This is a genomic window from Streptomyces sp. AC627_RSS907, assembly GCF_019049165.1.
In genome coordinates this window covers 1-26,196 of the sequence record NZ_JAGMUE010000011.1, presented here as the reverse complement: position 1 = coordinate 26,196, position 26,196 = coordinate 1, and the positions used below count along the sequence as shown (strand labels likewise).

The following is a 26,196-nucleotide window of genomic DNA, read 5'->3' as shown; positions in this document are numbered from 1 at the left end:
TGACAGACCAATGAGGTGGTCCGGCCAGAGGGGGTTGTGGAGGCACCTGCGACCCGCTGAACGTGCTTTGAGCTGCGGATTCTTCGTGCTTCGCAGGCTTTAGCCCTTATCTAAACCGGGTTGGATAAGGGCTAAAGCTGGTATACTTCTTCTTGTTGGACCGCTGCAGGAGCCCCTTGGTGGGCTGCCGGGGCAAAGGCCGGAACCAGGGAACTGGATCCCTCCACCCGTTGAGGTGGTTGTGGCCCCCGGGAGTCCCCCAGGGGGCTTTTTGCTGTCAGCCTGCCCGCCACTCAGGCCACCAGACGCGCCCGGTGACGAAGCTGTCGTCTCCGATGATTTTGACCCCGTAGCCAAGCGGAGAGCCGCTCCACGCCCTTCGGAGCTGGTGGCCAACGAGGAGCAGGTTGTCGGCGCAGGCCCGGTCCTGCGGGTCTCCGCTGAGTGCACTGTTCAGGATTCCGGCATGGAGGTCGGCCAGCTGGATGCCGTCGCGCTGGGAGCTTTCCCAGGTGAGCGGCCACTTGATGAAGTTCCAAGGGACCTGGTAGCTGGTGAGACCGGCTGTTTGGCGCACGTAGTTGAGGTAGTCCGCCGTGGTGGTGTGGTCCATGTGCTTGACGATCCCGAGGCGCGTGATCGCTAGGCGGGGACCGCCAGGCCAGTACTTGGCTGCCAAGGCGATACGCTCGAGCAGCAGGCGGGTTGTGTAGTTGTAGAACACACCCTTGTCCTGCCGCATGCCAGCATCGGCATTCACGGTGTCCTTGTGGGCGATGACGTGGATGACCATGGCGTTGGGCATGAGGGCGAGCGCTTGGGCTGCCTGCCGACGACGGTCTATTCGCTTCGCCTTGAAGTGCTCGACCCAGTGGATCGGCTTGAGGATTCGCTGGGGTTCCGCGCCGTGTACGAGTGCACGCAGACCGCCGGCAGTCAGCTTCACCACCCACTCGTCTTCCTGCGGGACAAGGAGAGCGGTCATCGCGAAGAACGGCGACTTTGCTCTGCTGGCCTCGCTGAATCCGCGGTCGCCTGTCTCGTCCACGTAGACGTGCAATTTGGGCAGCTGGCCGAAGCGGGCAGGTGTGGCAAGGCTGATCATGGCAGCGCCTTGGACAACGCCGGAAAGCTGGCGGCCACGTCACGGTGGGCTAGCACCACTGGAGGTCCGAACTCCTCTGGTCGCGGCCCCCGGTGGTGACGGCCTCCGGGAGCTTGCTCTGTCGTTCGTTACCGTCCGGTCAACTTCAGTCACCCGTCCGGTTGGACGACGTTACACCGAATAGGGCTTTCTCCACTCCCTAGATCACTCTGCCCTCAGTCCGTCTCATGCCGCCCAACGTTCGGGAGTGGTGGCCGCACCGCCTCAGAGCGCCCGTACTGCCTCGGGCAGCGGACGTCGACGGTGGCGAGGATGCCGTGGGTTCTTCACCGGCCCCTCGAGCCGGGCCGCGGACGCCGGGGCGAGCTCCGTTGAGTCGCCAACCGCTAGGCGGTGTCTGACAAATGATCACCGAGAGTGCGTGCTCGATCCAATTGCCTTGCCGTCCTGACGCCAGCCAGTGATTCTGGGCAGGTGCCAGGACAGGGGAAAAGAAGGCGGCGGCAAGAGGACACGCGGCAGCGGCTTGCTGCTCGCACTGCGCCGGACGCGGGACAGTGGGAAGTGGTCGTTGAGACTCCGGACCAGGCGGAGATGCGTACGAGGTTGCGCCGTCTTCGGGAAGCCGGAGTCGACGGGTCGATGATCCGGATCGACACGCTGTGCGGACGCTTGGCCGTGCCGACCACCTACCGGCTGAGCCGTTTCGTGACGGACCCCGCGCGAGAGTACGAGCACAAGCACTCCGATCATTGATCTTGTGGCTGGTCGAGGCGAGTTGACGGAAGCGGCGTGGGAGCGGATAGAGCCCCTGTTGCCGCGGGTGGATGGGCGTGGTCGTCCGTGGCGTGATCACCGGCAGGTGGTCAACGGCGTACTGTGGCGGCTGCGGACTGGGGCTCCGTGGCGCGATCTGCCCGAGCGGTACGGACCCTGGCAGACCGCCTACGAGCGGTTCGCCCGCTGGGAAGCGGACGGGACCTGGGCGAAGCTGCTGGAACACGTCCAGGTCCATGATGACGCGGTGGGCCGGGTGGAGTGGACCGTCGCCGTCGACTCCACAGTTAACCGTGCCCATCAGCATGCCGCCGGCGCCCGCAAAAGGGGGCCACAGACGGGGACGAACTGGAAGATCCGGGCCGCTCGCAGACGCTCCAGGCCCTCGGCCGGTCCCGAGGCGGGCTGACCACCAAGGTCCACCTCGCCGTCGATGGCCGGGGCGTGCCCCTGTCCATCGTGCTCACGCCCGGCAACGTTAACGACGCCACCGCCTTCGGCCAGGTCCTCGACGGGATCCGCGTTCCGAGAGTCGGCACCGGCCGCCCGCGCAGGACACCGACCCGGGTCCTGGGCGACAAGGCCTACTCCAGCCGGGCGATCCGGCACCTGCTGCGGCGCCGCGGCATCGCCGTCACGATCCCCGAGCGCCGCGACCAAGCGGCCAACCGCCGGCGTCGAGGGCGCCTCGGTGGCCGGCCGCCCGCCTTCGACGAAGAGCTCTACCGCGAGCGCAACGTGGTCGAACGATGCTTCGCACGCCTCAAGCAGTTCCGCGCGATCGCGACCAGATTCGACAAGCTCGCCGACCGCTACCGTGCCGGAATCGTCCTGGCCTCGCTGATCCTCTGGCTCCGCGAAATCAGCTCGTGATCATTTGTCAGACACGGCCTAGGACCCCGAGAGTGCGCACGGCGTCGGTGCCGACCGTGCTGTTCGACATGGAGACGATCCGACCACATTGATCAGCTGGAGCTGGGTGGTGTAGGCGGGTGAGAGGTGGATGCAGGACACGACTCGCCGAGTCGCGTCTGCAGTTCGGTTCCTACGCGTGAAGGTCCCTCCGCGTAGGCGGAGGGACCTTCACGGTCGAGCGGCGGCTCAGGCAGCGGGGGCGCCGCGGTCTTCTTCGGCCGTCCAGGGCCGCGCTTGCGGGCCATCAGACCGAGCTGGGTGAACGTGGCGTCGCTGGCGATCTCCTTGAGCCCCGGATGCTCGGTCGCGATGTGCCGGAGCACTCGGCTGATTGCGGCCTCGTAGCCGGCGCGGGTCGCCCCGGAGGCACTGGCGCGCCATCTCAGTCCGCGCTCGTCCCACACCGTCTTGGCGAGGGTGCCCTCGAAGAACACATGGGACGAGAACTCAGGAGTGCCCTTCTCCTCGTTGGCCTCGGTCGTCTGAAGGGCGTCGCGCTGCCAGGGGAGTTCAGCGAGAGCGTCCACCGTCTTGTGTGGGGAGATCCCGGCCATCCGGGCCGCCGCGATCGTGTTCGCGATGACGTGCAAGCCTGCGGCCGCCGAGTGCAGGTAGCGCGCCCGGAAGTCTGAGACGGTCAGGGTGTCGACCGAGATCTCCCGCCACCCCGGGATGCGCTCGAAGGCGTAGTCCAGCAGCTCCACGACCTCCTCACCGATGGTGGTGAGGATCCGCTCGCCGGGGACAGGTGCACCCAGCCGGAGGTCGCCGCCCGCCTGGGCGAGGCCCTGAGCGAGTTCGACGCCCAGCACAGCGGCACCCGGGCCTCGCAGCCGGCCACCGCCTGAATCCGGCTCCTCCCCCGCCGCACGCTGGCTGATCATCCCGCTGACACGGCCTCAGCCCCCATGGCAGGGTGCGGTGATCGGATCACCGGACGGCAGGGGGCCCCGTGGAAGCACGGATGTGGAACGGACTGGTCGGCGTCGCGAAGGAGACGTACACCGCCTCGCTGGGCGAGGGGGTCGTGCCGCGCCCGCTGATGATGCCGCTGGTGCGCGGCGAGCTGGTCGGGCTGATCTGGGTCCGCCCGCTCAAGGTCGGCCAGGACGCGCTCGCCGGGATCGCGGAGCTCGCGAACATCGCCGCGGCGGTCGGCGCGGACGAGGTCGTCCTTGCCTGGGAGACCCACGACGTCGCCACCGCCTGCGAACTGCCGATCGTCGGCCCGGCCCCGTGCCTCAACATGGCGCTCGCCACCCCGGGCGGGCACGTCCTGCACCAGTTCCCCTACAGCGAGCAGCTCCTGTCGCGCAGCCCCGAGGGCTGGGCATCGGTCGCCCCCGACTGGAGGCCGGCACCCGCGCCGCAGCCCGGCGGCGAACTGGTGCCGCCCATCCAGGCCGCCGTGAACTTCTCCTTCACCCCGATCGAGCTGGACCACCCCGACCCGTTCGGCGTCACCGTCGTGCTGATGGAAGAGGACGGCTACCGCATCAGCCTGACCGAAGCGTTCGCCCGCTGATCCCGCGCCGACGAGAGGACCGAAGCAGTGGCCCGCAGCCTTGACGACGATGCGCCCCGCCGGATCAGCGACGCCGACGAACACTTGAGTGCCGAACAACGGCAGGCCGAAGCCGATGAACACTCCTCGCTGCGCAAGCTGCGGCACGACGTGAGACAGACGGAACGCGACCTGGTGCGGCGAAGGAGAAGGGTACGCACAATGGGCGCGGCCCTGACCGTGGCCGGCGGTGCGGTCCTGACGGGCCTGATATGGACCGTGCTGACCTGGGACACCCCCTCCCGGTTCCTCCGGGTGGACATCACCTGCGCCCTGCTGGCGCTGGTCTCCGGCGTGACCGCCTGGATCGCCGCGCCTCCCCGCGGCCAGCTGAGCCTGACCCAGTTGGAGGACATGCTCGCGACGAACCGTGAGGCCCTCCGATTCCTCAGCGCGCTCATCCACCCGACGCTCAAGGAGAGGCGCAGCCTCTACCGCGAGGACGTGGCCGGGGTGATCGAGCAGCACCGGACGGACAGCCGAAAGTACCGGCTCATCCACAACACGCTGCAGAACCTCATCATGATCGGGGCTGCATCCACGACCACCGTCGCCGCCCTGGACACCCGCAACCAGTTCACCTGGCAGAACATCACGATCGTCGCCATCGGCTTCACCGTCACGCTGGCAGCCGCCTTCACCGGCTATTACAAGTACCGCGAGCGCAGCTACTTCCTGCTCCAGACCGCCGACGCCATCGAGGAGGAGGCCAACGCCTTCACCCTTGGCGTCGGTCCGTACAGCGACTTCGACGCCGACCAGGAGCAGCAGGCACTGAAGCTGTTCACCCAGCGCGTCGAAGATCACCGCAACGAGCAGCGGCGCCGCCAGCAGCAGCTGGACCAGCCCGCCGACCAAGCCCTCCCCTCCAGCCAGCCGCCGGTATGAGAAGGCCCCGCTGAGTCGGCTTGGAAGAGTTGCTGGGTAGATGGCCGGAACCTCTCCTGCGCGCGAAGGGCAGTGATGGGATGGTCGCTCCTCGTGACCAACTTGGGGGGATCTCGTGGTCAGCACACTGCGGCGCAGCTACAGCAACGCGACAATCGCAGGACTGATGACACTCGCCCGAGGCGGGTGCTACTGGCCCGACTGTGGCGTGCCCACCATCCGAATGATCAACGGTGCACCTCGCCTGAACCTGGAGATCGCACACATTCGGGCGTTCGAGGAAGGAGGTAAGCGCTCTGACCCGGACTGGTCAGTGGCCGAGCGCAACAGCTTCGCCAACCTCATCCTGCTCTGCCACCCGCATCACTCCGAGATCGATGGGACGAACAGCGATCAGTACACGGTGGAGCTGCTGGAATGCTGGAAGCACGAGCGCGAAGCCGATGGACTCAGCGCTCTGGCAGGGCTGAGCGACCTGACCGAAGATCGACTCGGCGAAATGATCAGTGGAGCGCAAACGGCACTGGTCACCCGCCTCGAGCCGGCCTTGGACGAATTCGCGAAGACAGCCCCCGAGCTTGCGGCGTTGCTGAAGGTCACCCTCAAAGAGCTTGCCAACCCTCGCGTGCATGGGTTCGGGCTCTCCGCAGACGAGATCAACTCGCTGAGCCGCTCCTCTGACCAACTCGCTCACCTTCAGGACACTGCCTTCCTGCTGGTTGATGCGTCGCAGAGGCTGGCACATCTACAGGACACGGCGAGCACGCTGGCCGACGCCGCCAGCGACCTCGTAGGGCTGTCTGACGACGCGTCGACGTTGCATCAGGCCGCAGCCAAGGCCGAGCGAGCAGCGAACCGGCTGATGGACAGCCTTGGGGGTCTCCCCGACAACACTCGGCTCCTTCAAGCAGCTGCAGACAAAGCTGCACGAGCTGCGGAAAGTATGGGGAACGGCTACTGAGCTTCCAACGCCGATCACACAGCCTCACCTACATCGTCACGCCGCTGGCTCATGCCACTTCACCGGCTGCCTGCGGAGCGCGTGACAGCTCGGGGACGGCACGCCCAGCACGTTCGGCACGGGCCCGGCCCACGAGCTGCGGGTAGCTCGAACGGGCGATCCGCTTCCCGGCCCGCCGTGTCCTGCCTTGCACGGTCCGGGCCAGGGAGTACATGTGGGCTGTGCACCGTGACCCCAACGCCGTCCTGATGGAGACCTTCGCCGAGACGTTCGGTGAGCGGCCCGACGACTGGCCGGACGGCGTCCTGCTGTCCGTCCCCTACTTCGGCATCGTCCTGTCGTGCCTGGGGGACGAGAACATGGATGAGGACGAGGCGGTCGACTTCCTGCGCCGCGCGGAGGCAGCCCTGCTGGACGACACCCCCGCGCTCTTTCCGGCGACGGCGTACAGCGATCGGCTCGCCGCGAACCTGCCGTCCTGGTGGTCCGCACACTGCGACCGCTCTCCCCGCCGACTGTCGGCATGGATCGCCCTGACGGGAACTCACCGGCTGCTGAACGGCGACGAACGAGACGTCTTCCGCCTGTGCATCACGGCAGCGCTCAGCGCATGCGAGCTCATGGAGGAGCGCCAAATCCGAGCCAACGTCCAGGCATTCTCCGAACGGGTGGCCCAGTTGAGCGCGACCGGCAGGTAGGACTGCGGCGACTCCCCGCGTGGTTGATCACGCCACTTCACCAGTCACCTGCCGAGGGTGAGGCACCGCGGGCGCGATGGCCCCGGCTCGTTCGGCTCGAGCCCGGCGCAGGGCGGCGGCGTGGGAGGCGTCGGCCTGGCGGCGGTGCTCGGTGCGGGCCTGCTCGATCGGGGTCGGCGCATCGTCCGGCACCGCGACGTCGGTCTCGGGGAACGCGCGGCGGGACAGCTCGCGCATCGCGGCGGTCTGCCGCTCCACGGCTGCCGCGATGCCCGGGTCCACCTGGCGCGGTGGCGCGACCTCCTGGTGCGCGGCGAGCGCGCGGCGGTAGCCCTCGCACGCCGTCTCCCGGGTCCTGGCCGGACCGGTGGGCGCGGCCGGGGCCGGGTCTGCCGGGACAGCATCGGCTGGTCCGGGGACGGGCGCGGCCCCGGGCGGCAGGATCCGCAGGGCGCTCACGACGGTGCGGCCCGCCGCCTTGTTGGCGGCGGCGATGACCCGGGTCTGCTCCAGGCGGGCCTTCGTCGCCCAGGCCGACGACTCCGGGCACACGGTGAGCCGGCCGGAGTCCGCGTCGTACGAGACGGCGGCGACGTGCCCAGCGAGCTCGGGGGCGATGGCCGCCCACCGCTCCCGCAGCGTCGCGCCGGCGGCCGGGAGCTCCCAGGCCCGCTCGGTGACCAGCGCGCCGATCGCCGCGCCCAGTCCCATCGGCTCGCGCCCATCGCGCCGCACCGTCGTGACGGCCTGCGGCTTCCGCTTCGCCTTCTGGCCGCCGCCGTTCTTCCGGGCCGCCTGCATCGCGGCCCGCAGCGCGACCCGGGCCAGGTCGACACCGGACGTCTCGCCGCCGCTCACGCCTGCCCCCAGGTGGTGTAGCCGAGGTCCAGGTGCCCGAGGCCGGACAGGCGCTGCACCTGGGCGACGAACGCCCGGGTGAACAGGCGCTGCGCCGACAGCTCGCCGTACCGGTCGATGTGGTCGAAGACGAGCTGGTGGTCGGCGGCGGCGCGGTTGCGCCAGTCCAGGACCTGCTCCCGGGTGAGCTCCTCGAGGACCAGCTCCTGGTCGTCGTCGACGTCGGCGAACTCCGGCTCCGCAGCGGGGACGACGGCGGGGGCCGGGCGCGGCGCGGGCATCGCGACCGGGGCCACCGGCGCGGCCGGGACGTCGTCGGCCGGCTGCGCGGCCGCGGCTTCGGCGCGGTGGGCCTTGGCGGCGGCCTGACGGGCGCGGACCTGCGCCCACTCGTGCTCGCGGGCCCACCCCTGGGCGGTCACCCGCTCGTGCAGCTGCCGGTCGGCGGCCGCGCGGCGCTCGTCCTCGGAGGCCCCGGGCATCGCGGCGTCCACGGCGGCCGCGACCGCGTGGCGCTGGGCACGGCGGTCGGCCTGCCGGTCCTCGCAGCGCGGGCAGTCCCGGCCGGTGTCGAGCAGCATCCGGTCGTCGCACCGGGCGTCGCCGCACTGCTGACGCTGGGGCAGGCCCCGGGCCAGCAGCCAGCCCACCGGGTCGGTGATCGGACCGCCGGTGCGCAGCTGCTCGTCCAAGCGCCGCACGAGCCGGTCGGCGAGCACCTGAGCAGCGTCCGTACGGCCCGCGAAGCCCTCCACCCGCTTGAGCTCACTGCGGGCGGCGGCCTCCACCAGGCGGCGGGCAGCCGCACGGTCCAGACGCGCCCAGACCAGGTCGACCGGAGCCAGGACGGCCCGCAGATCCTCCGGCGGCAGAGGCACCCTCCCCCGCTGCTGCCTGCCCTGATCCGCACCGTCCACGACCCGCACCGGGCCGCTGCCCACCGGCCCGAGGCCGGGCTTCTCACTGCTGATCGACGGGGACTTCTTCGGCTGTTCCCCGCGGAGCGGGCCGCTGTCCTCGCGCACGCACGCGCGGTCCGGCAGACCGTGGTTCCCACCACGGCCTTCGCCGGAAAAACCACCAGAGAGCGAGAGAGACCCACCGGGAGTAACCACAGAAGCGTGAGAGGCGTGAAGGTGTGCAGCATCGGCGCGGTCTGCCGAATCGGCCTTCAGGCCCTCCCCGGCGCCCTGAACCCCAGTAACCACAGGGGTCACAGCCTCAACCGTCGCCACATGATCTCCGGATGCAGTAATGGCGAGGTCTGAAAACACCGCGTCGGCGGCCTCCTGGGCCTCCCGGACGGCGATCCTGTGCGCCTGGGCGACCGGCAGCAGCCGGACCCGGCTGCGCGCGTTCAGCCCCGACACCGTCTCCCGCCGGTCCACCGACAGCACGTCCCGCTTCTGGAGCCGGGAGAGCACCTTCGCCCCGGCCGCCGGCGAGCAGCCCAGCAGCCGCGCCACCGTCGCCGCCGGACGGCCCCGCTCGGTGTCCACGGTGCCCGAGCACAGCTGCAGCCAGCCCTTCGCGTTCGAGGACAGCACCATCAGCAGCAGCCCGAGCCGGTCGGTCGCCGCTCCGCGCCCCGTACGATCCGCGAGCATCCCGGCCGGGGTCACCCGACCGCCCTCGTGCGTCCAACCCGGCGCGAACAACGCCTCGATCAGCGCCAGGAGCACGACCAGCTCCACCCGCGACAGCGCCAGGGCGTGCCGACGGTCCCCGCCGTGCTGCGCCCGGTACATCGGGATCACCCAGCACTCCAGGCCCGTCATCCACCCGGCAGCGTTCGTCGTCTCGTTCGAGCCGAGCACGCCGTGCTTGCGCAGCTCCGGCACCACGTGGTGCGCAACGCGGGACTTCTTCAGCCCGATCCACCGGCCCAGCTCCGTCGCGGTGATCCGCGTGCTGTAGTCGGTTGCCACCTTGGCCTTCGCCATCAGCACCACCGCCGCCAGGCGCACCGGGTCGTCTGCACCCTTCAGGCTGGGGTCCGACAGCAGCGCGCGCACCGCCGCGAGCAGCCGGGTGCGCATCGTCTCGGTCAGCTGGAGCGGGTTGCCCACCTCCAGCTGAACGACCGGTCCGGCCTGAGCCGGGACCGACCGCAGCCGACGGCGCGCAGCCCCGCCGACGAACGTACGGGGGCTCGGGGGCGCGGCCGGTGCCGCCGCGGCGCTCATCGGCCCACCGCCCCGGCGAGAGCTGAACCCGTACAGGCCGCGATCTTCTGCGTCTGCATGGGGCCGGTGTACACGCCAAAGCGGACACCCCCCTGAGCAGCCGAAACGCTCGATTCCTGATCCACGCGACGACCCTGCACCGGGAGCCCTGTGGACAGGGGCCACCGAGCCCCGATTGCCCCCGGCCCTCCCGCACGGCGGGCAACAACTTCAGATCGCGTCCCGCCACACGGGAAGCTGCCCCTGAGGACGTCCCCGTCGACGGAGTTGCGGACGACGTCCGCGAGCGGGTGCACGAGCCGGGAGGACGGAGCTGCGACCGGACCCGGCGAGACCGCTCCGAAAGCACCGCGCTTGTAGCTTCCTACCGGAAATCCAACTTCCGGTACGGAACGGAAAAAGAGGTGCGAACCATACGTCGATCCCGTCACACGAGACGACCGCCGCGCCTGAACCGGGGTGAAACGGACAAGGCCAAGCTGACAGAGGGACACCACTTCGGGCACTATGAGAACGACCTGCCTTCCATATAGCTGGACCGACCAGAGCCCCTCGGGGCTGGACCGGCCTCCATGGATGTGTCAGGTGCCGCCCCCTTCGTGAGAAGCGGGCGGACACCGATCGGGTGGGGGGAGATTTCTCCGTCCCTCCCGGTCCTGCTGAACCGCGTGGCCCCTGTGGTGGGGGCACCGCGGGTGAAGCAGACCGATACGGAATGTGGCTGTGGTGGCCGCACCGGCTTGGTGGTGGTGATGGCCCTGATAAGGGGCCGGGTACAGATGAGCGGCCTGATAAGCCGCAGCTCAGGGACCAGCGCTAACTGGGATCTGAGCGACCGACTCGGGTTGTGAGCCCGGTCGGAGACGGGCCGCGCGAGGCCAGCGGGTGGTTAGTCCGCTTCTTGGCGCGCGCGGCCGATGGCCACTAGGTCATCCCGACCCCCTTTCGGAGGCCGGCGTCGTGCTGCCTGCATCCAGCTCAGCAACCTCGGGGAAACGCTCCGCGAGTCCCTTGAGCAAGTGGATGTAGACCGCGCGATGGGGCCTCCGGGGGTGGGTCTGACCTAGCTCCCAGCGGGCTACGGCCAGACGTTTCACGCCTACGGCGTCCGCGACTTCCTGCTGAGTGAGCCCCGCAGCGAGGCGCAGCTGCTGCCGCACGCGCGGTATCGGCAGGACGTCGTCGAGGAGAGCGTTGACCCGCTGCATGGGATCCGCGTCGGACATGCCCCAACCTCTCATGATCACCGAATTCCTGAAAGATACACCACGGGATCGATCTTGACTAGCGTGCAGCGATACGCCGATAGGACGGTGGGCGTCAAGCCTCAGCATGGCTTCAGGACCGAGGCGTAGTAGGACGCGAGCACAGCTTCCGCCCCAGAGCCCTGCGCCGTCGTGACGCGTTGGAACTGGGCCGACCTCAAGTCGCCGGCGACCCGGATCCGCGGGTGCTGCTTGCCGGGAGGGCAGTAGCCGTCCTCGCTCGAGGCGAGGCCGACCAAACTTGCTGGCGTGTTGCCGAGGTTGTTCAACACCGTCTTGGCGACGTAGGACTTGCGCTCCCCCTGCCGGTCCTTGACCTGCAAGCTCCACTCGTCTCCGTAGGCCATCTGCGACAGGACGACGTGAGAGACGGGCACGATGCGCACGCGCTCGTCCCCCGCGACCTCTGCGATCTTGTAGTCATCCGCCGGCGGACAAAGGACATGAAGCGTCGTTGAGGAGTGCGGGTGGGTGCGGAGCCATGTCCCGAGGGGACGGTCCCCTCCGAGAACGTAGGTCCGGCCTGCTAGGTCTGCAGGCTCGGTGCGCCACAGCGGAGGCACCGACACACGTGCGGAAGCGCTGATCCAGTCGGCGTCGGGCGGAGCCAGGGCGGCCACGCCGGTGGCGACCACGATCAGCTGTGCACTCAGTGCGCGTCCGTCCTCGAGTACGAGTTCCGCTCGGTCGTCGTAGCCGGTGACGCTGACCGCACGGCCCTGCACGACGGAGCATCGGCCAGCCTGCTGTAGGCGGTACAGGTCGGCGGCAAGGGCTTCAGCCAGTTGCGGGCCAGCCGACCAGTTGCCAGGGACGTTCTCCAGTGCCCCAATGACATGCAGCTTGCCGCCTACTGAGTCAGCCTCCACGACGACCGTTCGAAGGTTCAGGCTGGCCGCCATCACCGCGGCCGCCACGCCTGACGGGCCGGCGCCGACCACCAGGACATCTGTCTCGTGCGGTGTGCTCATGCGTGGGCTCCCTGCGTTCCGCTGATTCGGGACAAGACAACCTCGCTCGTGACCAGTTGCTCAGCGCCGATGTTCCGGGCGGCGAGCAGGAGCGCGGCGTCGTGGTAGCGGGCGCCTCCGGTGGAGGCACAAGCGTCGGTGACAATCCACGGCCGGTATCCGGCCTGATAGGCCGCAACAGCGGAGTCGTATACGCACGCATCCGTGTCGATGCCGCACAGCACCAGATCGGTCCAGCCCGCCTCGTGGATGGTCCGGGCGCCCTCGGGGGTGAACACTGACGCCTGGGGCTTGTCGATGACCGCGGCGGCGGTGGCAGCGAACGGGGCCAGGTCAGCAACGAGGGCTTGTTCCTCGGGAGTACGCAATCGCGTCCAGCCCGTGATCGTCTCGTACGGTGACCCGGGCTCGTTGTGGAACCGCGACAGCACCACGGGAGCGCCAGCTGCTTGCCAGCCCTCCACCAGCCGAACAACCGAGGGAATGACTCCGCGGCTGTGCTGGTTGACAAAGCCCTGCTGCACATCGATGACCAGCAGCACTGTCGATCGAGGGTCCACCCACTCCGCCTTCCACATGGCCGTCACGGATTGCTGTCTCGGAGAGCGTCCTGGGCGGCACGCAGCCGATCAGGAAGTTCGCTGGTGGCCAGGATGGCCTCGCGCATCACCCGGTGTTGAGCGGTCTCAGTGGGGCGCGCGGTAGTGAGCCGGAAGTAGGCGCTGCGCAGGAAGCGCCAGCCGTAGGCCGTCGGCATCACCGGGTCCTGGCCGTCTTCAATCGTGTGCAGGATGTGCGACGAGAGGGCCCAGAGTGCCTGCACGTCGAGCTCAAGAGCCACGATCTGGCTCATGGTCAGAGCCCGCTCGTCCGACTGCGGGTGATAGGCGACACCGGACCAGCCGACGACGCCGCGGGAGACTCCGCCGTCGAAGGTCACGGCCTCGGGGTGGGCCCAGCTGTCACGGAACCTGGCTTCCTCTACCCCCGGCCCGAGCGGCACCACATCTGCTGGGTTCTGCCGGTTGACCAGCACTGATGGCGTCGCGAGCAGCTGGAGAGCCGTATCCAAGCCGGCGCTTGACCAGGAATGTGTGCGGAGCTCGTAGGCCGACAGCACGTACTGCGGAACGAGCGACTGGGCAGGCTGGACCTTGTCGTCGCCGTGACGGGCCAGGAGGTGAGCCATCCACTCCCCTACCCAGCCCGGCTCCTTCAGGTACGTGCGGTAACGCCACAACGCCAACTCGGTCAACGACTCCAGGCGGTGGTGCTCCTCAAGATGCACCACCGCGACACCGCAGGCGTACACGTGCACCGTCGACGACTGCGCGGAATGGTGGTCAGCCGACAGGACTCGCTGCTCCAAGCCGCCGGGCCCAGGCTCGCCTGGTGAGCCCGCAGCGTAGAGGGGCGCACTGCACTCACCGAGGTACACCGGCAAGAACTTGTGGGAGACGACCGTGCACGGTGCCGGACGCGCTGCCGCCTCCGCGTTGAGGGAAGCTGCCGTTCCACGCAGTGCTGCCAGACGGAGACTGAACGCCTCCTGCTCAGCCGGGGTGCACTGGAGGAGCGCCGTGTCCAGGATCTGCGCCATCTGGGGACGGCAGACGCTCGTCTTGTTCCGCTGCCAGTTCGAGACGGTCCGGGGGCTGATGCCGAGGCGACCGGCGAACTCGCGCACAGACGCTCGCATCACCGACCGCAACAGCAGCGCCTCCTCACCTGTCCACCTGTCCACAGCGATCACTACACACCCCCTTGGCGGTCACCTTCCAGGTACCAACGGCCCAATTGCCACGCTGTTGCTACACCACTGCCACGGCCGGACATCTCGCTCAAGCTCCCTGGTGCGGATGCTGTTCCTTGTTGATCCACACCCGCAACTCCGGCCGGAGGAACCATGGCGATCCCGGGCACACCCCAGTGCCGTGCCCGCGTCGAGTCCTGCGTGCCGTCAGGCATCGAACTCGTAGTCCAGGACGTACGAGGCGGAGTCGAGGGTCATCTCGTTGACCTCAACAACTCGCTGGTGGGCGTCGAAGGCAGTCCGGCACATCTTCAGGACAGGGCGTTCAGGGGACATGCCCAACGTGGCTGCTTCCTCAGCGGTGGGCAGCCGTCCGCGGATTTCCTCCCGGAAGCGGACCGGGCCATGTCCGAGGTCAGCGAGGCGAGCGTAGGTTCCTCCCGGCCCCGTGTCGGCCTGGGTGATCGCCGAACCCTCCACCAGGGCGTAAGGCAGGTACGAAGTGGCGAGCATGACCGGCCGGCCATCCAGGACGAAGCGCCTGGACCTGGCGCAGGCGGTCTCGCCGGCGTCCAGGTCGAGCATCTCGGCAATGTGCGCCGGCGGAACGACCTCCTGTACGGAAACCTGGTCGACGGTCAGGGGCCGGTCTTCGTCCGCCGACCAGATCGACTTCCCCGAGCCCCATTGGTCCTGTGCCAGACGCTGAATGCCGCGCCGCCGGATGGGGCGGAAGGCCTGAACGAACACCCCCGCGCCCTTCCGGGACTCAGCGAGCCCCTCGTTGGTGAGCGCACGCAATGCTCGCCGAGCCGTCATCACGGCGACGCCGTACTGCGGCGCGAGGGCGTTCTCCCCTGGCAGTCGATCACCGGGTCGGTAGTCCCCTCGCTCGATCGCAGCCTTCAGCTCGTCAGCGATCTGGAGGTATCTGGGCTGTTCAGAGCCCTTTCGGCCTGCCATGTGTCTCCTAACTTCGCTAGCGATCCTAAGGGCTTCGATGCTCAGCGTCAGCTACGGCTCGCGACTTACATAGCGAGGGGACATCTCTATCGAGGTGCTTGACATCGATAGAGAGATCGCGCACCATCGTACTGCAACTTCGATATCGAAGTTGCCCAGGTAGTCGTCCGCCCTCCGGGGCGGCCGGGGTAGCCCTCAGCTCGCTGAGGGCACGTCATCAGGCGAACTGAGGACGCGAGAGCACCATCGAACTCCCCCGGAGCCTGACGGCCGCGACGACTTGTGTGCACGTCGCAGCGCTGTGCGCTGTCTGTCCTGCGGGACGTCGGCTTCGTGCCGTGCGGCCCGGAGGGCGGAGAGAGCATCGCGACGCTCCCTCCCCCTGCCGCTCCGCCCGTGAGGAGTTCAGATGTCTGCTTCGACCCTTGAGCGCACCGCCCGCCCCCGCCGGAGCCGGACCCGCTCCCGCACCGTCAACTCCCGCCCGGCGCTGGCCCTGTCCGCCCTCAAGCCCCACCAGTACGACCTGCGCCGGGATTGCGCATCGCTGATCTGCCCCGACTGTGAGACGTGGGTGCCGATCACCGGCCTCCGGAGCACGGCGCCCAAGGTTGTGCCGCATGACACCGGCCGCACGTGGAAGGACGCGGCCGTCCGTTGCCGTCTGGGGAGCAACCGTCTGGTCACGGTCGACGTGACGGTGAGGAAGTGGCAGGAGCGCCTGGAGGACGGTCACGCGGAGACCGGTCACCGCCGCAAGACCACCGTGCGGCGCAAGCCGAAGGTCGCGGTGGCTCCGGCCGTCAGCCAGATCGCTGCCCAGAAGCAGGCGCCGACAGACGGCGAGAGCGGCAACGACCGGCCCTTGTGGCTGCTGCGCAAGAAGCAGTGGGCGGCGACCGAGTCGGCAGTCCGCGACGCTGACACCCGCCGCGCGCAGCTGCCGGAGGGCGATGCACCGCTGGGCGCTCCGCCGGTCCCCGTCAAGACGCTGCACCCCCAGCGCCGCGCGAGCTGACCCGCTCCAGACGAACGACCACGGCCCCGGCTGCTCCGCATCTGCGGGGCGGCCGGGGCCGTGGCTGCTCGTACAGCAGTCAGCTCCCCAAGTGGGGAGTGATCGCGACAGCCCTTGGGATTGCGGCCCGTGGGGCTGTCCAGGACCTGAATCGGAGGACCTGATGCAGCAAAGCATGACACGCACCATCCCCGCCCCGGCGAACGGCCCGGACCGTGAGAACGCCGCCGCTCTCCACCGGCTGGTCCGCCACCTGGTGGCCGACGGCGACGCGCGGGCCGCGAAGGCCAGGCGCCGCGCCCGCCGCACCCTCTCCGAGATGGAGACGGTCCGGTGAACGCCGTCCTCAGCCTGACCGACGCGGAGCGCGAGGAGCTCTCGCGCAAGAACGCTGAGCAGAACAAGCGGTCGGAGAACAACCGCCGCTGACTCCCCGGCATTGCCCGTCGTCCCCGCCCCTCCCCGGGCGGGGACGACGGAGAGCGCCGGGAGCTCCCGCCCGCTCCGGCCATCCGGCCGTCACACCACGCAACAGCCCCGGGGCGGCCACCCCGGGGCTTGCTCTGGACCTTCTGGGAGGCCCTGATGAATCGCGACTCCATCGTACGCACCAGCTACGCCCCCGACGCCGACCTGCCGGTCAACACCAACTGGCGCGAGGACGGCGCCTGCACGCGGGAGGACCCCGAACTGTTCTTCCCCATCGGCAACACCGGCCCGGCGCTCTTGCAGATCGAGGAGGCCAAGTCGGTGTGCCGCAGGTGCCCGGTCCTCGAGCGCTGCGCCTCCTGGGCGCTGGAGATGGGCGAGGCCCACGGCGTGTGGGGCGGCATGAGCGAGGACGACCGCCGCCGCATCAAGCGCCGAGCCGGCCGCAACCGCACCAAGGCCGCCTGATCCGGTCTGACGGCTGCCTGATCCGCTCGCACCGGCCGCTGCACCACGGCGGCCGGGACGGGCGGTGACGGGGAGCCGGACAGCCCGGACCGACAGCCGAGGGAGGCCCTCATGGCCACGACGATGACCCCGCTCCAGCCCGGCACGGAAGCCGCCGCCCAGGCGTGCGCCTTCGCGATCTTCGGCAGCGACATCCCGCCGATCGACCCCGATGACTACGACGGCAGCTGGCGCACCACCCTCCACGTCATCGCGGAGGAGTGGGTGGGCGAGGGCCGTGTCGAGCAGCACGCCGCCCGCACCGCGACCGCGGTCAACGACACCGACGACCTCCGCCGGCACGGCGCGCAGCTCCCCACGAGCTGACTTCGCGCCCGCCCGGCGGGAGCCGCACCCAGTTTCGAGCCCGCCCCGCGCCGCTTCGCGAGTACGGCCGCCCGCCTCTCGGGCCGCCGGCCTCTTCGTGCGCGCGAAGCGGGTAGAGCCGGTGTCCGGTTCGCAAGCAACCATCCGCACCACGGGCCGCTTCGGCAACGCCTCACCGCGTTTCGGGAGCAGCCCCCGCCGTTTCGCGTACGCCCTGAACGACCCCCTCCGGAGGCCCCCATGACGCTCACCGACTGGCCGCGATCCGCGGCTGAACCCGACCCCGAGACGGCTTCACCGGCCGCCGTTTCGGGAACGGCCACGCCGGTTTCGCAGACGGCCGACGCCGTTTCGGAGACGGCGGAGTTCGTTTCGGAGACGGAAAGCGGAACCGGAACGAAGCCCTCCCCGACGAAGCTGACCGGCACCCAGAAGTGGACGGCCGGAGCGATCGTCGCCGCCGCGCTCGTGCTCGCGGGCATCGGTCTGTACCTCAGCTTCGAGCACGTCGCGGTCTTCGCCCATGAGGAGCTCCGCTTCGCCAGTCTGGGCAAGGGCCAGCTCTTCGCGATCGGCGTCGACGTCGGCATCATGGTCATGATCGCCGTCGACCTGCTGATGGCCTGGCTCAAGCGCCCCATCAGCTGGATCCGCTACCCGGTGTGGCTGCTGACGGCCGCCACCGTCGTCCTCAACGCCGCGTCCGGGACCCCCAAGGACCGGGCGTGGCAGCTCCTGGACTACGTCGCCGCCGGCGCCCACGGCGTCGTCCCGGTCCTCTTCATCATGGTGGTGGAGCTGGGCCGCACCTCGATCGACCGCATCGTCCGGCCTGACCAGGCCGAACGCGACTCGATCCCGTGGCTGCGGTGGATCCTCGCCCCGGTCGCGACCGCCAGGATCTTCCGCCGGATGCGGCTGTGGGGCGTCACCTCCTACCCGGAGATGATCCGCCGGGACCAGGACCTCATCGCCTACGAGCAGTGGCTCAAGCGCAAGTACGAGGGCGACATCTCCGAGGCCAGCGAGGACGAGCTGCTGCCGATGAAGATGGCCCCCTACGGCTATACCGTCGCTCAGGCCCTGGCCATGCCCGACGAGCAGGAGCAGGCGGCTCAGGAGCGTGCGGAGGAGGCCGAGCGCCGCCGCCTGGACGCGGAGACGCGCAGCGAGGTCGCCAAGGCGGAGTCCGAGGCGGAGCGGCTGCGCGCCAAGGGCAAGGTGGAGTTGGTCCAGGCGGAGGTCGACGGCCAGACCGGTCAGGCTCGCGCCCACGCCCGAGCCCAGGTCAGCGCCGCAGAGCGGGCCGCTGAACTGGAGCAGCAGGCTCTCGACAACGCCGTGGTCGCCGAAGCTCGCGCCCGCGAGGCGGAGGCGGAGCGCAAGGAGGCCCAGGAGCGCAAGGCTGCAGCCGAGGCCGACCTGGAGAAGGCCGAGCTCGAGCGGAAGGCCGCTGAGCAGCGCAGGGCGGCGGCCGAGGCCGACAAGGTCGCGGCTGCGGAGGCCGGCGCTATCGAGACCGAGCGGATCGCGCTGGCACGCCGGACGGCGGCCGCCGCGGACCTGGAGGCAGCCGGGCTGGAGCGCCAGGCCGCGCAGAAGCGGAAGGAAGCGGCGGAGGCCGACCGGGTCGCTGCGGCGGAGGCGCAGGCCATCGAGACCCAGGCCATCGCCGAAGCCCGTCAGGCTGCTGCCGAAGCCGACCGGCGTGCTGCCGAAATGGAGAAGGCCGCTGCCGAAACGCGGCGCGCTGCTTCCGAAGCCGACCGCAAGAAGGCGGAGGAGGACCGCCGCCGGGAGGCCGCTCTCGCCGACGCCGCGCGCGCCCAGAAGGAAGCTGCCGAAGCCGAGCGGGCTGCTGCCGAAACGCGGCGGGTCGCTGCCGAAATCGAGCGGCGTGCGGTCGAAGCCGAGGACGCGGCGAAGCTCAAGCCGCGTGAGCGCGCGGTCCGCAAGGTCGCCCGGATGATCCTCGCCGTCGGCGGCGACGCCGACCAGCTGCCGCTCGCCGACATCCAGCGCGAGCTGGCGGTCACCTCGCCCGGCACTGCCTCGGAGTACCGCCAGGAGGCAGCCGAGCTGCTCGCCGGCGGTTACCGCCCGGAGCAGTGACCTGCACGAACCGCGGTTTCGACGGTTCCACCGGCCCCCGAGACGAAGTCAGCGCCTCGGGAGCGCGGTGAAGGCGCCGAAACGCCACGACAAAGCCTCCCAGATCGCCCCCGCCCCGAGAAGGAGAACCCCGCTCATGGATATCAACGCACTGTTCACGGATGAGGGCCTGCGGGCCTTCACCGCCACCGTCCGCGACCAGCACGTTCGTGACGCCCAGCAGTACGGGCAGATCGCGGACATCGTGCGCCGGCGCCTGGAGCAGACGCCCATCGAGGGCGACCGCTGGATGTCCAAGAAGCTCCGCGCCTGGAAGGTGTCGCGGCAGCTCAAGGCCATGCAGAAGGCGTCCGGCGAGGCCGCGAGCAAGGCGGAGGCCCTGTACGCGACCTACAAGAACGAGGTCCTGGAGCTCCCCCAGCGCAGGGCGGCGGCGGAGGCCCGGAAGCTGGAGCGCAAGCAGGGCAGGCAGGCCGCCCTGGGCGCCGCCGTCGCCAAGTCCCTGGAGAAGACGGTGACCGCGCTCAACACCCCCCAGGAGCAGGTGCCGGGCGCGGTCCCGCAGGCGGGGCCGGCGGAGTTCGTGACCCCGGACAACCCCTGGAACCAGTGGCCGATGGCGGCCGGTGGTGAGCGGCCGACCAGCACCATCAACGACTACTTCGCGAAGGGAGAAGGGCAGTGACGACGCCTCGGCAGACGCAAAACCGTGCGAAGCACTGGAACGCGCGGATCGCGGAGGCCCGGAGCGAGAAGGAGCGGGCCGGGGTCTGGTACGACGCGTGCCGGACCCTGGCCCGCCAGGCCGAACGCGACGGCAAGCCGAACCTGTGGCCCGCGCTCACCAAGACGCTCCACGACTTCTACAAGCACAACGGAGGGTGACGAAGTTCTTCTTCATCACCGCCTCCTCCTCGCCGCCTGGAGCACCCCAAGGCGCGCGCGTGTCGTGCGCGCGCGAGGGTGCCCCAGGCGGTGACCGTCTGTCAACTCCGAGAGGGAGACGTCATGGCCGACGACGACGGCCCGAACAACCTGATCCACTTCCCCCGCGTGGGTTACACCGCACCGGCCGAACCCCCCGCGGAACCCCCTGCTTCGACCCCGGCCGACGTGCCGTTCGCCGCCCCCGCAGACGCCTCCCTGGCCACGCCCGAAGCGTTTGCACCCGCGACGCGAACCGACCCGATGGGCGTCATCGCGACACTGCCCGAGCCCGGTCTCGGGACCCCGTTCACCGCCGACTCGGAGCCCGCCGCAGCCCCCGCCGCGACGCCCGCGATGGTCCCCGCGACCTTCCGTCCGGAGGGCGCGCAGCCCGCCGCGCCGCGCCTGGGATCGCTGTCCCTGGCGGCGATCCTCGCGGTGTCCCTGGCGGCCATGCGCGGCATCCACTCCGCCATCGCGACGGGCCGCGCGAACCGGGAGCAGCGCGAGGCGGTCGCGAAGACCGCGAGCACCGCCAAGGACGGCTCCTTGGGGGGCGGTTCGAAGAAGCAGGTGCAGCCCAGCCACGAGTACGGCCGCAAGACCCTCCAGCGTGGCCCCGGCGGCCTGGGAGGCCGCTCCGGCGGCTCCAGTCCGGGCAGGTCCGGGCACGGCGGCAGCGGGCCGTACAGCGGTTCGGGAGGCCGGCGCGGCGGGTCGACGACCAGGTCGCCCAGCGGTTCCGGCGGCGGTGGTGGCGGGCGCGGACGCGGTCCGGGCTCCGGCTCGGGCGGCGGCCGCACCACCTCGCCGAACAAGGACAGTTCCGGGATCACCCCGCTCAAGCGCACCTCGCAGGGCGGCGGCGTGAACCTCAAGAAGAACCGCGGCCCCGGATCATCCGGCGGCTCAGGAGGCTCCGGCGGCGGCAAGGGCCCGAACAACAGCGGCGGCGGGTCCGGCTCCTCCGGTGGCGGCGGCGACACCACGAACCGCAAGCGCGGGCCCGGCAGCACCGGGTCCGGGGCCGGCGGTTCGTCCGGCGGCCCGGGCAAGAAGCGCGGACCGGGCTCCGGGACGGGGACGGGGACCGGCAAAGGCACGGGCCCCGGCATCAAGAGCCCCGGCAAGGGCACGGAGGCGGGCGGGAAGACCACGCCCGGCACCACCAGCTCGAAGGGGACCGGCACCGGCAAGGGAACGTGGTCCGGTCGCAAGAGCGGCACGAAGAAGTCGCCGCGCGGCACGACCGGCCCTTCCGGGGTCCTGCGTAAGAAGCCTGGCACCACCACCTCCGGCACCGGTCCGAAGACCAAGCCGAAGGGGAAGGGCAGCAGCGGCGCGGGCACATCGGCGCCCGCCAGCAAGCGCGGCGGCGGGAAGAAGGGCAAGACCCCCTCCGGCAAGGGCGGGAAGTCCCGCAAGGGCAAGAAGCTCAAGCTCACGCCGGGGATCGCGCACGGCACGTTCGCGTCGTCGGTGAAGCAGGACTGCCGCTGCCGCAAGTGCCGGCGCTTCCGCAAGGAGTACAGCCGCAAGGTCCTCGGGGCGATGAAGTCGGCCGCCCGGGGCCGGACTACCTTCGGCGAGGCCGTGCACGAAACCCTTGAGAAGCGGCTCAAGCGCCGCCGCAAGAAGATGGGCCCGCCAGTCGTCACCAAGGTCAAGGTCAAGAAGCCGAAGAAGAAGACCGGCCCGAAGACCAAGACCACCAAGCCCAGCGGCACCACGCCCGCCGGCTCCGCCGCGAAGGCGCCGACCGGTCCGGCTGCGAAGGCACCGACCCGCCGCACGCCCTGGTCCACGGCCAAGGCGAGGGCCCGCAAGCGCGCCCGGATGCGCACCACCACGGTGCCCGGGCCCCGCCCGGCACCGACGACCGGCACGACCACACCGGCCCCGCCGCCGGGCCCGCCCGGTCCTGCGGCAGCCGCACCGGCCCCGGCGGCTGCGGTCGCCGGGGCCGCCACCGCCCCGGCCCCGCCGGGCGGCGGCACGGTGCCCGGCACCGACACCGGCACGCCGCGCCTGTCGCCGTTCGAGGCGATGGGCATGGCGACGGCGGTGTCCGCTCCGGCTGGTCCCATCACGGTCGAGCGGGCCGACTCCCCCGGGTCCGGCCCGGCCATGTCCGGCGGGGGTCTTCCTGACGGCATCTCGAGCACGAGCACGAAGGAGCACAGCGTGAGTGACGCCTGGCTGACGAAGTGGGGCAGCGGCAGCGTCGCGGACATGGACGCCCAGCACGAGACCGAGGTCACCCTCGACGACACGCTCGACGTCCTGGAGGAGCTCACCGAGCAGTCGTTCAAGGCGCACGAGACCTGCAACAAGCTCTCCGCGAAGGCGCGGCAGATCCGGCACGAGCTGGACGAACTCGCCGCCGACCTGCGCTCCACGCACAACGTCATCGGCCGCATGACCGGCGCCGCGATGGCCAAGCTCGCGGAGTCCATGGAGCTGCTGGCCCGCAAGGCCGACGAGATGTCCACCAAGTCCCTGACGGCGGCGGAGCTCTCCGAGAGCGCGGAGAACGCGATGTTCGACGCCTACCGGCCCCTCCAGCAGGCCACCGAGGACGCGGGCCTGGCCGTGCCCGCCGCCCGCATCCACAACGAGAACTGAGAGGAGATCACGTGAGCGACAACCTCCCCACCATCCCGGGCATGAACAGCGGCGGCGTCAGTACCGGCGGCGCCAGCAGCGGCAACGGCTTCCTCGCCCTGGCCGGCCGGACCGCCAAGCTCGCGGCCTCCGCCCTCTTCCTCAAGGAGGGCATGCACCTGCTCCGCTCCCACATGCAGGCCAACGCCAACGCGGCCCTGCGCGTGTCGGAGATGTGCGGCCAGGCCGAAGTCGAACCCCGGTTCACCTCGATGATCGAGGACACCTCCGCCGCCCTCACCGCGGTCGCGGAGGCTTCCGGCGAGATGGTGAACGCCGCCGACGCCGTCGACACCGACGCCCGCGGCTTCAACAACGCGCACGACCGGGAGTACCGCCCCGGCTACGAAGCCTCCAACGGCTCCGGCGTACGCCAGGCCAAGCCCGGCTTCTACCGGCGCACCGGCCGTCGCGGTTGACCCACCCCACCCTCGCCGCCAGCAGGGGGCCGGGCCCGCACGCCGGGCCCGGCCCCTGCTGCCCCCTGCCCCTGAACGGAGGCTGTGTTGAGCACCATCGACCAGGCGGCGCCGGCCGCCGACACCACCAAGCGCGTCCCGGGCCACGTCATCTACCGGCGCGTCCTGGCCGAACGCACCTCCTACGCCCTCGCGGCGGCCGGGATGGCCGTCGGCCCGCAGCTGGACGACAGCGCCTGGTCCTACCTCGCCTCCGGCGGGATCGGCCTGGGCACCCTCGCCTGGCTGTACGCGAAGACCAAGGATCTCGACCAGGGCCTGAGCGTCCTCACGCGGGCGCAGCGGGCGATCCCGTTCCTGACGGCCGCCGGCACCTACGTGGCGAACCTGATCACCCCCGGCTTCAACTGGTGGGAGGTCGTCGCCCCGGCCGCGTGGGCGTCCCTGATGGGCTGGATGGCGCCGCTCACCCGCAGCGCCGGCCTGGTCCTGGAGCTCACCGAGCACCAGGCGCAGCACGGCACCGGCCCCGGGGAGCCGCTGACCTACACCGAGTTCCTCACCGCGAAATGGGCGCAGGCCACCGGCGACGGAACCCGGCTGGTCTCCATCCAGCCCTACCGCGCCGACCGGCCCGACTTCGAAGCCGTCATCGTCGCCCAGGCCGGGAAGGCGGTGCCCACCTTCACCGAGGTGCAGCTGGCCGCCGCGTTCGACTTCCCGGTCGGCACCGTGAAGATCCGCCCGATCCAGGGCTCCGGACCCGGCCGGATGCGGCTGATCGCCCGCCCCACCACCGAGGACACCGAGGCCACCGCCGAAGGTATCCGCGGCCTGTGGGAGACCGCGGTCGCCGCCCCGGGCAAGGCCGCCCCCGGCGTCGACCTCATCGACTACCGGTCCGAACCGCACCGCATCGTGCTGCTGGTCGCCTCCCCGCCGGGCAAGGAAATCCACCTGCCGCACACGGCGATCTGCTCCGCCTTCGGCATCGACGACCCCTCCCGCCTAGTCATCGAAACGGACGGCATCCGTCAGGGCGTCATCTCCGTCTACAAGACGAACCCGCTGATGAAGGTCCGCAAGGCCACCGTCGAAGACCTGACGATGGACTCCAAGGGCCGCGTCACCATCGGCGTCTGCCACGACGGCAAGCCCGCCCGGATGCGGCTGTGGGATCCCGGACAGGGCGCGCTGCGCGGCATCACCGCCGGTGTCACCGGCGCGGGCAAGTCCGTCCTGCAGAACCTGATCCTCGCCGCGGAGAAGCGCTCCGGCGTCGTCTCCTGGGTCGGCGACGTCCAGGGCGGCATGTCCCTCCCGGAGGCGGAAGGCCGCGTCGACTGGTTCGCCAAGGGCCCGGTGGAGACGCTCCTGATGCTCACGGCCGCACACGCGGTCATGAAGTACCGCGAGCGGCTCTCCAACGAGATGGGCCGCGGCGACTTCGCCCTGAACCGGCCGTGGCCGCTCATCAACATCACGCTGGACGAGATCAACCGGCTGCTGTCCCACCCGGACGAAGCGATGCGCAAGGCCACCGCCTACCTCATCGCCGACATCCAGAAGACCGGCCGCAAGGTCGGCATCGGCATCCGGCTCGCCGTGCAGTCCCTGCACCTCAAGGACCTCGGTGACGACGACGCGATCCGCCAGCAGGGCAAGGTCGGCGCGCTGTTCCTCATGCGCACCGCCTCGTCCTCCACCAAGGAGATGGGCCTGGACGGCATCGCCCCGGCCGGCTTCCAGATGGAGAACATCCCCGCCCGGATCTACGAGAACGGGCAGATTGAGGCGCTGTTCTCCGGCAAGGACGACGAGGACGGCGAGAGCACGGCCGGTATGGCGTACATGTTCCTCGACGGCCGGGCGAAGTTCATGCGCACCTTCTTCGCGGAGAAGAAGGACGGGGTCTATCCCGACCTGATCGCCCTGTACGGCGAGGACCCGCCCACCGGGCTGACCGAGGGCGAGGCCAAGGCCGCGCAGGCCGGAGCCGCGATCTACGGCGTGCGGCACACCAACCCGTACGCCGACTGCGACACCCTCGCCCAGGCGTTCTCCGACGCCCCTGGCAGCAAGCCGACAGCCGGCACTCCGGCCCCGGCTGCGGACACCGACGGCGACAGCGGCGAAGCCCCCGCCCCGTCGTACGAGGCGCCGTTCGGCATCCCGTTCGGCGACAGCGGTTCCGACATCGGGGAGGAGCCCGGCCTCCAGGACCAGATCCTCGAACTGCTCGCCGACGGACCCAAGCAGCTCAAGGAGCTGCGCGCCGCGCTGCCCGGCTTCCAGCCCTCCAGCGTCAGCAACGCCTGCTCCCAGCTCAAGTCGAAGGGCCTGGCCATCTCGCGCAAGCGGGGCGTGTGGCAGCTCGCCGACAACTGACCCGCACCCACCACCCACTCACAGAAGGAACCGATACCCGTGGCCCTGTCGATCTCCCTGGTCCTCCTGCTCGGCATCATCGTCGTCATCCTGGTGCGCACCGGCTACCAGCGGATCATGCCGGGCATCGCCGTCTGCCTGTTCGGCTTCTTCCTCGCCAGCACCGGCATCGCCCCCACCATCACCAGCGCCGTGTCCTCCCTCACCGGTTGGATCAGCAGCTTCTGACCACCCCGACCCCGCCCCGCCGAACGAGAAGGAGAACGTCCCGATGAACCGCCCCCTGGTCCTGGTCGTCGATGAAGCCACCGACATCCTCGCGGCCAGCCCCGAGGCCCGCGCTCTCGTCACCGAGCTGCTGCGCACCGGCCGCCGCGACGGCCTGGTGGTCCGCTCCAAGGGCCGCCGACCGTTGCAGTACCCGACGCCGGACGCGCTCGAGGACGCCGCCGACCAGCTGTAGCCCGCACCGCCCCCCCCGCCCCCAGCGCCCTCCCAGCC

At 70.2% G+C, this 26,196-nt stretch carries 25 protein-coding genes and 1 pseudogene; 17 read left to right on the top strand and 9 right to left on the bottom strand.

Going from position 1 to position 26,196, the window contains the following annotated elements; all coding sequences use genetic code 11:
- Positions 1-277: 277 nt before the first annotated feature.
- Positions 278-1,105, bottom strand: a complete 828-nt coding sequence (locus KUM32_RS03480) for a DUF3800 domain-containing protein (protein ID WP_217140265.1) — start codon at positions 1,103-1,105, stop codon at positions 278-280.
- A gap of 760 nt (positions 1,106-1,865) precedes the next feature.
- On the opposite strand from KUM32_RS03480, the pseudogene KUM32_RS03475 reads away from it, so the two are divergent.
- Positions 1,866-2,777 (top strand): annotated as a pseudogene (locus KUM32_RS03475) (IS5 family transposase).
- 70 nt (positions 2,778-2,847) lie between these two features.
- Here KUM32_RS03475 and KUM32_RS03470 read toward each other — a convergent pair.
- Positions 2,848-3,681 carry a hypothetical protein gene (locus tag KUM32_RS03470; protein ID WP_217140264.1) on the bottom strand — a complete coding sequence of 278 codons (834 nt, stop codon included), beginning with the start codon at positions 3,679-3,681 and terminating at the stop codon, positions 2,848-2,850.
- Positions 3,682-3,761: 80 nt separating this feature from the next.
- On the opposite strand from KUM32_RS03470, the gene KUM32_RS03465 reads away from it, so the two are divergent.
- From KUM32_RS03465 to KUM32_RS03450, 4 genes are all read left to right on the top strand, one after another.
- Entirely contained in the window at positions 3,762-4,322 is a 561-nt protein-coding gene (locus KUM32_RS03465) for a hypothetical protein (RefSeq protein WP_217140263.1), read from the top strand.
- A gap of 27 nt (positions 4,323-4,349) precedes the next feature.
- Entirely contained in the window at positions 4,350-5,249 is a 900-nt protein-coding gene (locus KUM32_RS44890; RefSeq protein ID WP_308408583.1) for a DUF4231 domain-containing protein, read from the top strand.
- Positions 5,250-5,364: 115 nt separating this feature from the next.
- Positions 5,365-6,210 (top strand): HNH endonuclease signature motif containing protein, encoded by an 846-nt coding sequence (locus KUM32_RS03455; RefSeq protein WP_217140262.1) that lies wholly within the window; start codon positions 5,365-5,367, stop codon positions 6,208-6,210.
- A 212-nt stretch (positions 6,211-6,422) separates the two neighbouring features.
- Positions 6,423-6,908: a hypothetical protein gene (locus tag KUM32_RS03450; RefSeq protein ID WP_217140261.1), complete on the top strand. Its 486-nt coding sequence runs from the start codon at positions 6,423-6,425 to the stop codon at positions 6,906-6,908.
- A 27-nt stretch (positions 6,909-6,935) separates the two neighbouring features.
- On the opposite strand, the gene KUM32_RS03445 is transcribed toward KUM32_RS03450, so the two are convergent.
- The 7 genes from KUM32_RS03445 to KUM32_RS03415 all read right to left on the bottom strand — a co-directional run bounded on the left by KUM32_RS03445 (position 6,936) and on the right by KUM32_RS03415 (position 14,904).
- Positions 6,936-7,766 (bottom strand): DUF721 domain-containing protein, encoded by an 831-nt coding sequence (locus tag KUM32_RS03445; RefSeq protein WP_308408582.1) that lies wholly within the window; start codon positions 7,764-7,766, stop codon positions 6,936-6,938.
- A complete protein-coding gene (locus KUM32_RS03440) occupies positions 7,763-9,952 on the bottom strand; it encodes a hypothetical protein (protein WP_254404979.1) in 2,190 nt (729 codons plus the stop codon). Before KUM32_RS03440 ends, KUM32_RS03445 begins: the two co-directional genes overlap by 4 nt.
- Before the next feature lie 929 nt (positions 9,953-10,881).
- Entirely contained in the window at positions 10,882-11,178 is a 297-nt protein-coding gene (locus KUM32_RS03435; RefSeq protein WP_217140260.1) for a helix-turn-helix transcriptional regulator, read from the bottom strand.
- A 101-nt stretch (positions 11,179-11,279) separates the two neighbouring features.
- Positions 11,280-12,188, bottom strand: a complete 909-nt coding sequence (locus tag KUM32_RS03430) for an NAD(P)/FAD-dependent oxidoreductase (RefSeq protein WP_217140259.1) — start codon at positions 12,186-12,188, stop codon at positions 11,280-11,282.
- Positions 12,185-12,775, bottom strand: coding sequence for an isochorismatase family cysteine hydrolase (locus KUM32_RS03425; RefSeq protein ID WP_217140258.1), 591 nt, complete (start codon positions 12,773-12,775; stop codon positions 12,185-12,187). Before KUM32_RS03425 ends, KUM32_RS03430 begins: the two co-directional genes overlap by 4 nt.
- A complete protein-coding gene (locus KUM32_RS03420; protein ID WP_217140257.1) occupies positions 12,772-13,941 on the bottom strand; it encodes a DNA-binding transcriptional regulator in 1,170 nt (389 codons plus the stop codon). The genes KUM32_RS03425 and KUM32_RS03420 overlap by 4 nt, the downstream gene beginning before the upstream one ends.
- Positions 13,942-14,148: 207 nt before the next feature.
- Positions 14,149-14,904, bottom strand: coding sequence for a GntR family transcriptional regulator (locus tag KUM32_RS03415; protein WP_217140256.1), 756 nt, complete (start codon positions 14,902-14,904; stop codon positions 14,149-14,151).
- Between the two features lie 409 nt (positions 14,905-15,313).
- Here KUM32_RS03415 and KUM32_RS03410 point away from each other — a divergent pair, with 409 nt between their 5' ends.
- The 12 genes from KUM32_RS03410 (at position 15,314) to KUM32_RS03355 (ending at position 26,158) form a co-directional block, all read left to right on the top strand.
- The gene (locus KUM32_RS03410; RefSeq protein ID WP_217140255.1) at positions 15,314-15,922 is read left to right on the top strand and encodes a hypothetical protein; all 609 of its coding nucleotides are present in this window, start codon (positions 15,314-15,316) and stop codon (positions 15,920-15,922) included.
- Between the two features lie 175 nt (positions 15,923-16,097).
- Positions 16,098-16,259, top strand: a complete 162-nt coding sequence (locus KUM32_RS03405; RefSeq protein WP_217140286.1) for a hypothetical protein — start codon at positions 16,098-16,100, stop codon at positions 16,257-16,259.
- A 248-nt stretch (positions 16,260-16,507) separates the two neighbouring features.
- Entirely contained in the window at positions 16,508-16,819 is a 312-nt protein-coding gene (locus tag KUM32_RS03400) for a WhiB family transcriptional regulator (protein ID WP_217140254.1), read from the top strand.
- Between the two features lie 111 nt (positions 16,820-16,930).
- Complete coding sequence (locus tag KUM32_RS03395; protein ID WP_254404978.1) at positions 16,931-17,185, top strand: hypothetical protein; 255 nt, start codon at positions 16,931-16,933, stop codon at positions 17,183-17,185.
- Positions 17,186-17,425: 240 nt separating this feature from the next.
- Positions 17,426-19,297 (top strand): DUF2637 domain-containing protein, encoded by a 1,872-nt coding sequence (locus tag KUM32_RS03390; protein ID WP_217140253.1) that lies wholly within the window; start codon positions 17,426-17,428, stop codon positions 19,295-19,297.
- A 136-nt stretch (positions 19,298-19,433) separates the two neighbouring features.
- The gene (locus KUM32_RS03385) at positions 19,434-19,982 is read left to right on the top strand and encodes a hypothetical protein (RefSeq protein WP_217140252.1); all 549 of its coding nucleotides are present in this window, start codon (positions 19,434-19,436) and stop codon (positions 19,980-19,982) included.
- The gene (locus KUM32_RS03380) at positions 19,979-20,182 is read left to right on the top strand and encodes a hypothetical protein (RefSeq protein ID WP_217140251.1); all 204 of its coding nucleotides are present in this window, start codon (positions 19,979-19,981) and stop codon (positions 20,180-20,182) included. The genes KUM32_RS03385 and KUM32_RS03380 overlap by 4 nt, the downstream gene beginning before the upstream one ends.
- Positions 20,183-20,305: 123 nt before the next feature.
- Complete coding sequence (locus KUM32_RS03375; protein ID WP_217140250.1) at positions 20,306-22,849, top strand: hypothetical protein; 2,544 nt, start codon at positions 20,306-20,308, stop codon at positions 22,847-22,849.
- An 11-nt stretch (positions 22,850-22,860) separates the two neighbouring features.
- A complete protein-coding gene (locus KUM32_RS03370) occupies positions 22,861-23,307 on the top strand; it encodes a conjugal transfer protein TraB (protein ID WP_217140249.1) in 447 nt (148 codons plus the stop codon).
- A gap of 87 nt (positions 23,308-23,394) precedes the next feature.
- Positions 23,395-25,695: a winged helix-turn-helix domain-containing protein gene (locus KUM32_RS03365; protein WP_217140248.1), complete on the top strand. Its 2,301-nt coding sequence runs from the start codon at positions 23,395-23,397 to the stop codon at positions 25,693-25,695.
- Between the two features lie 39 nt (positions 25,696-25,734).
- The gene (locus tag KUM32_RS03360) at positions 25,735-25,923 is read left to right on the top strand and encodes a hypothetical protein (RefSeq protein WP_029380917.1); all 189 of its coding nucleotides are present in this window, start codon (positions 25,735-25,737) and stop codon (positions 25,921-25,923) included.
- 43 nt (positions 25,924-25,966) lie between these two features.
- Positions 25,967-26,158, top strand: coding sequence for a hypothetical protein (locus KUM32_RS03355; RefSeq protein WP_217140247.1), 192 nt, complete (start codon positions 25,967-25,969; stop codon positions 26,156-26,158).
- Positions 26,159-26,196: the final 38 nt, after the last annotated feature.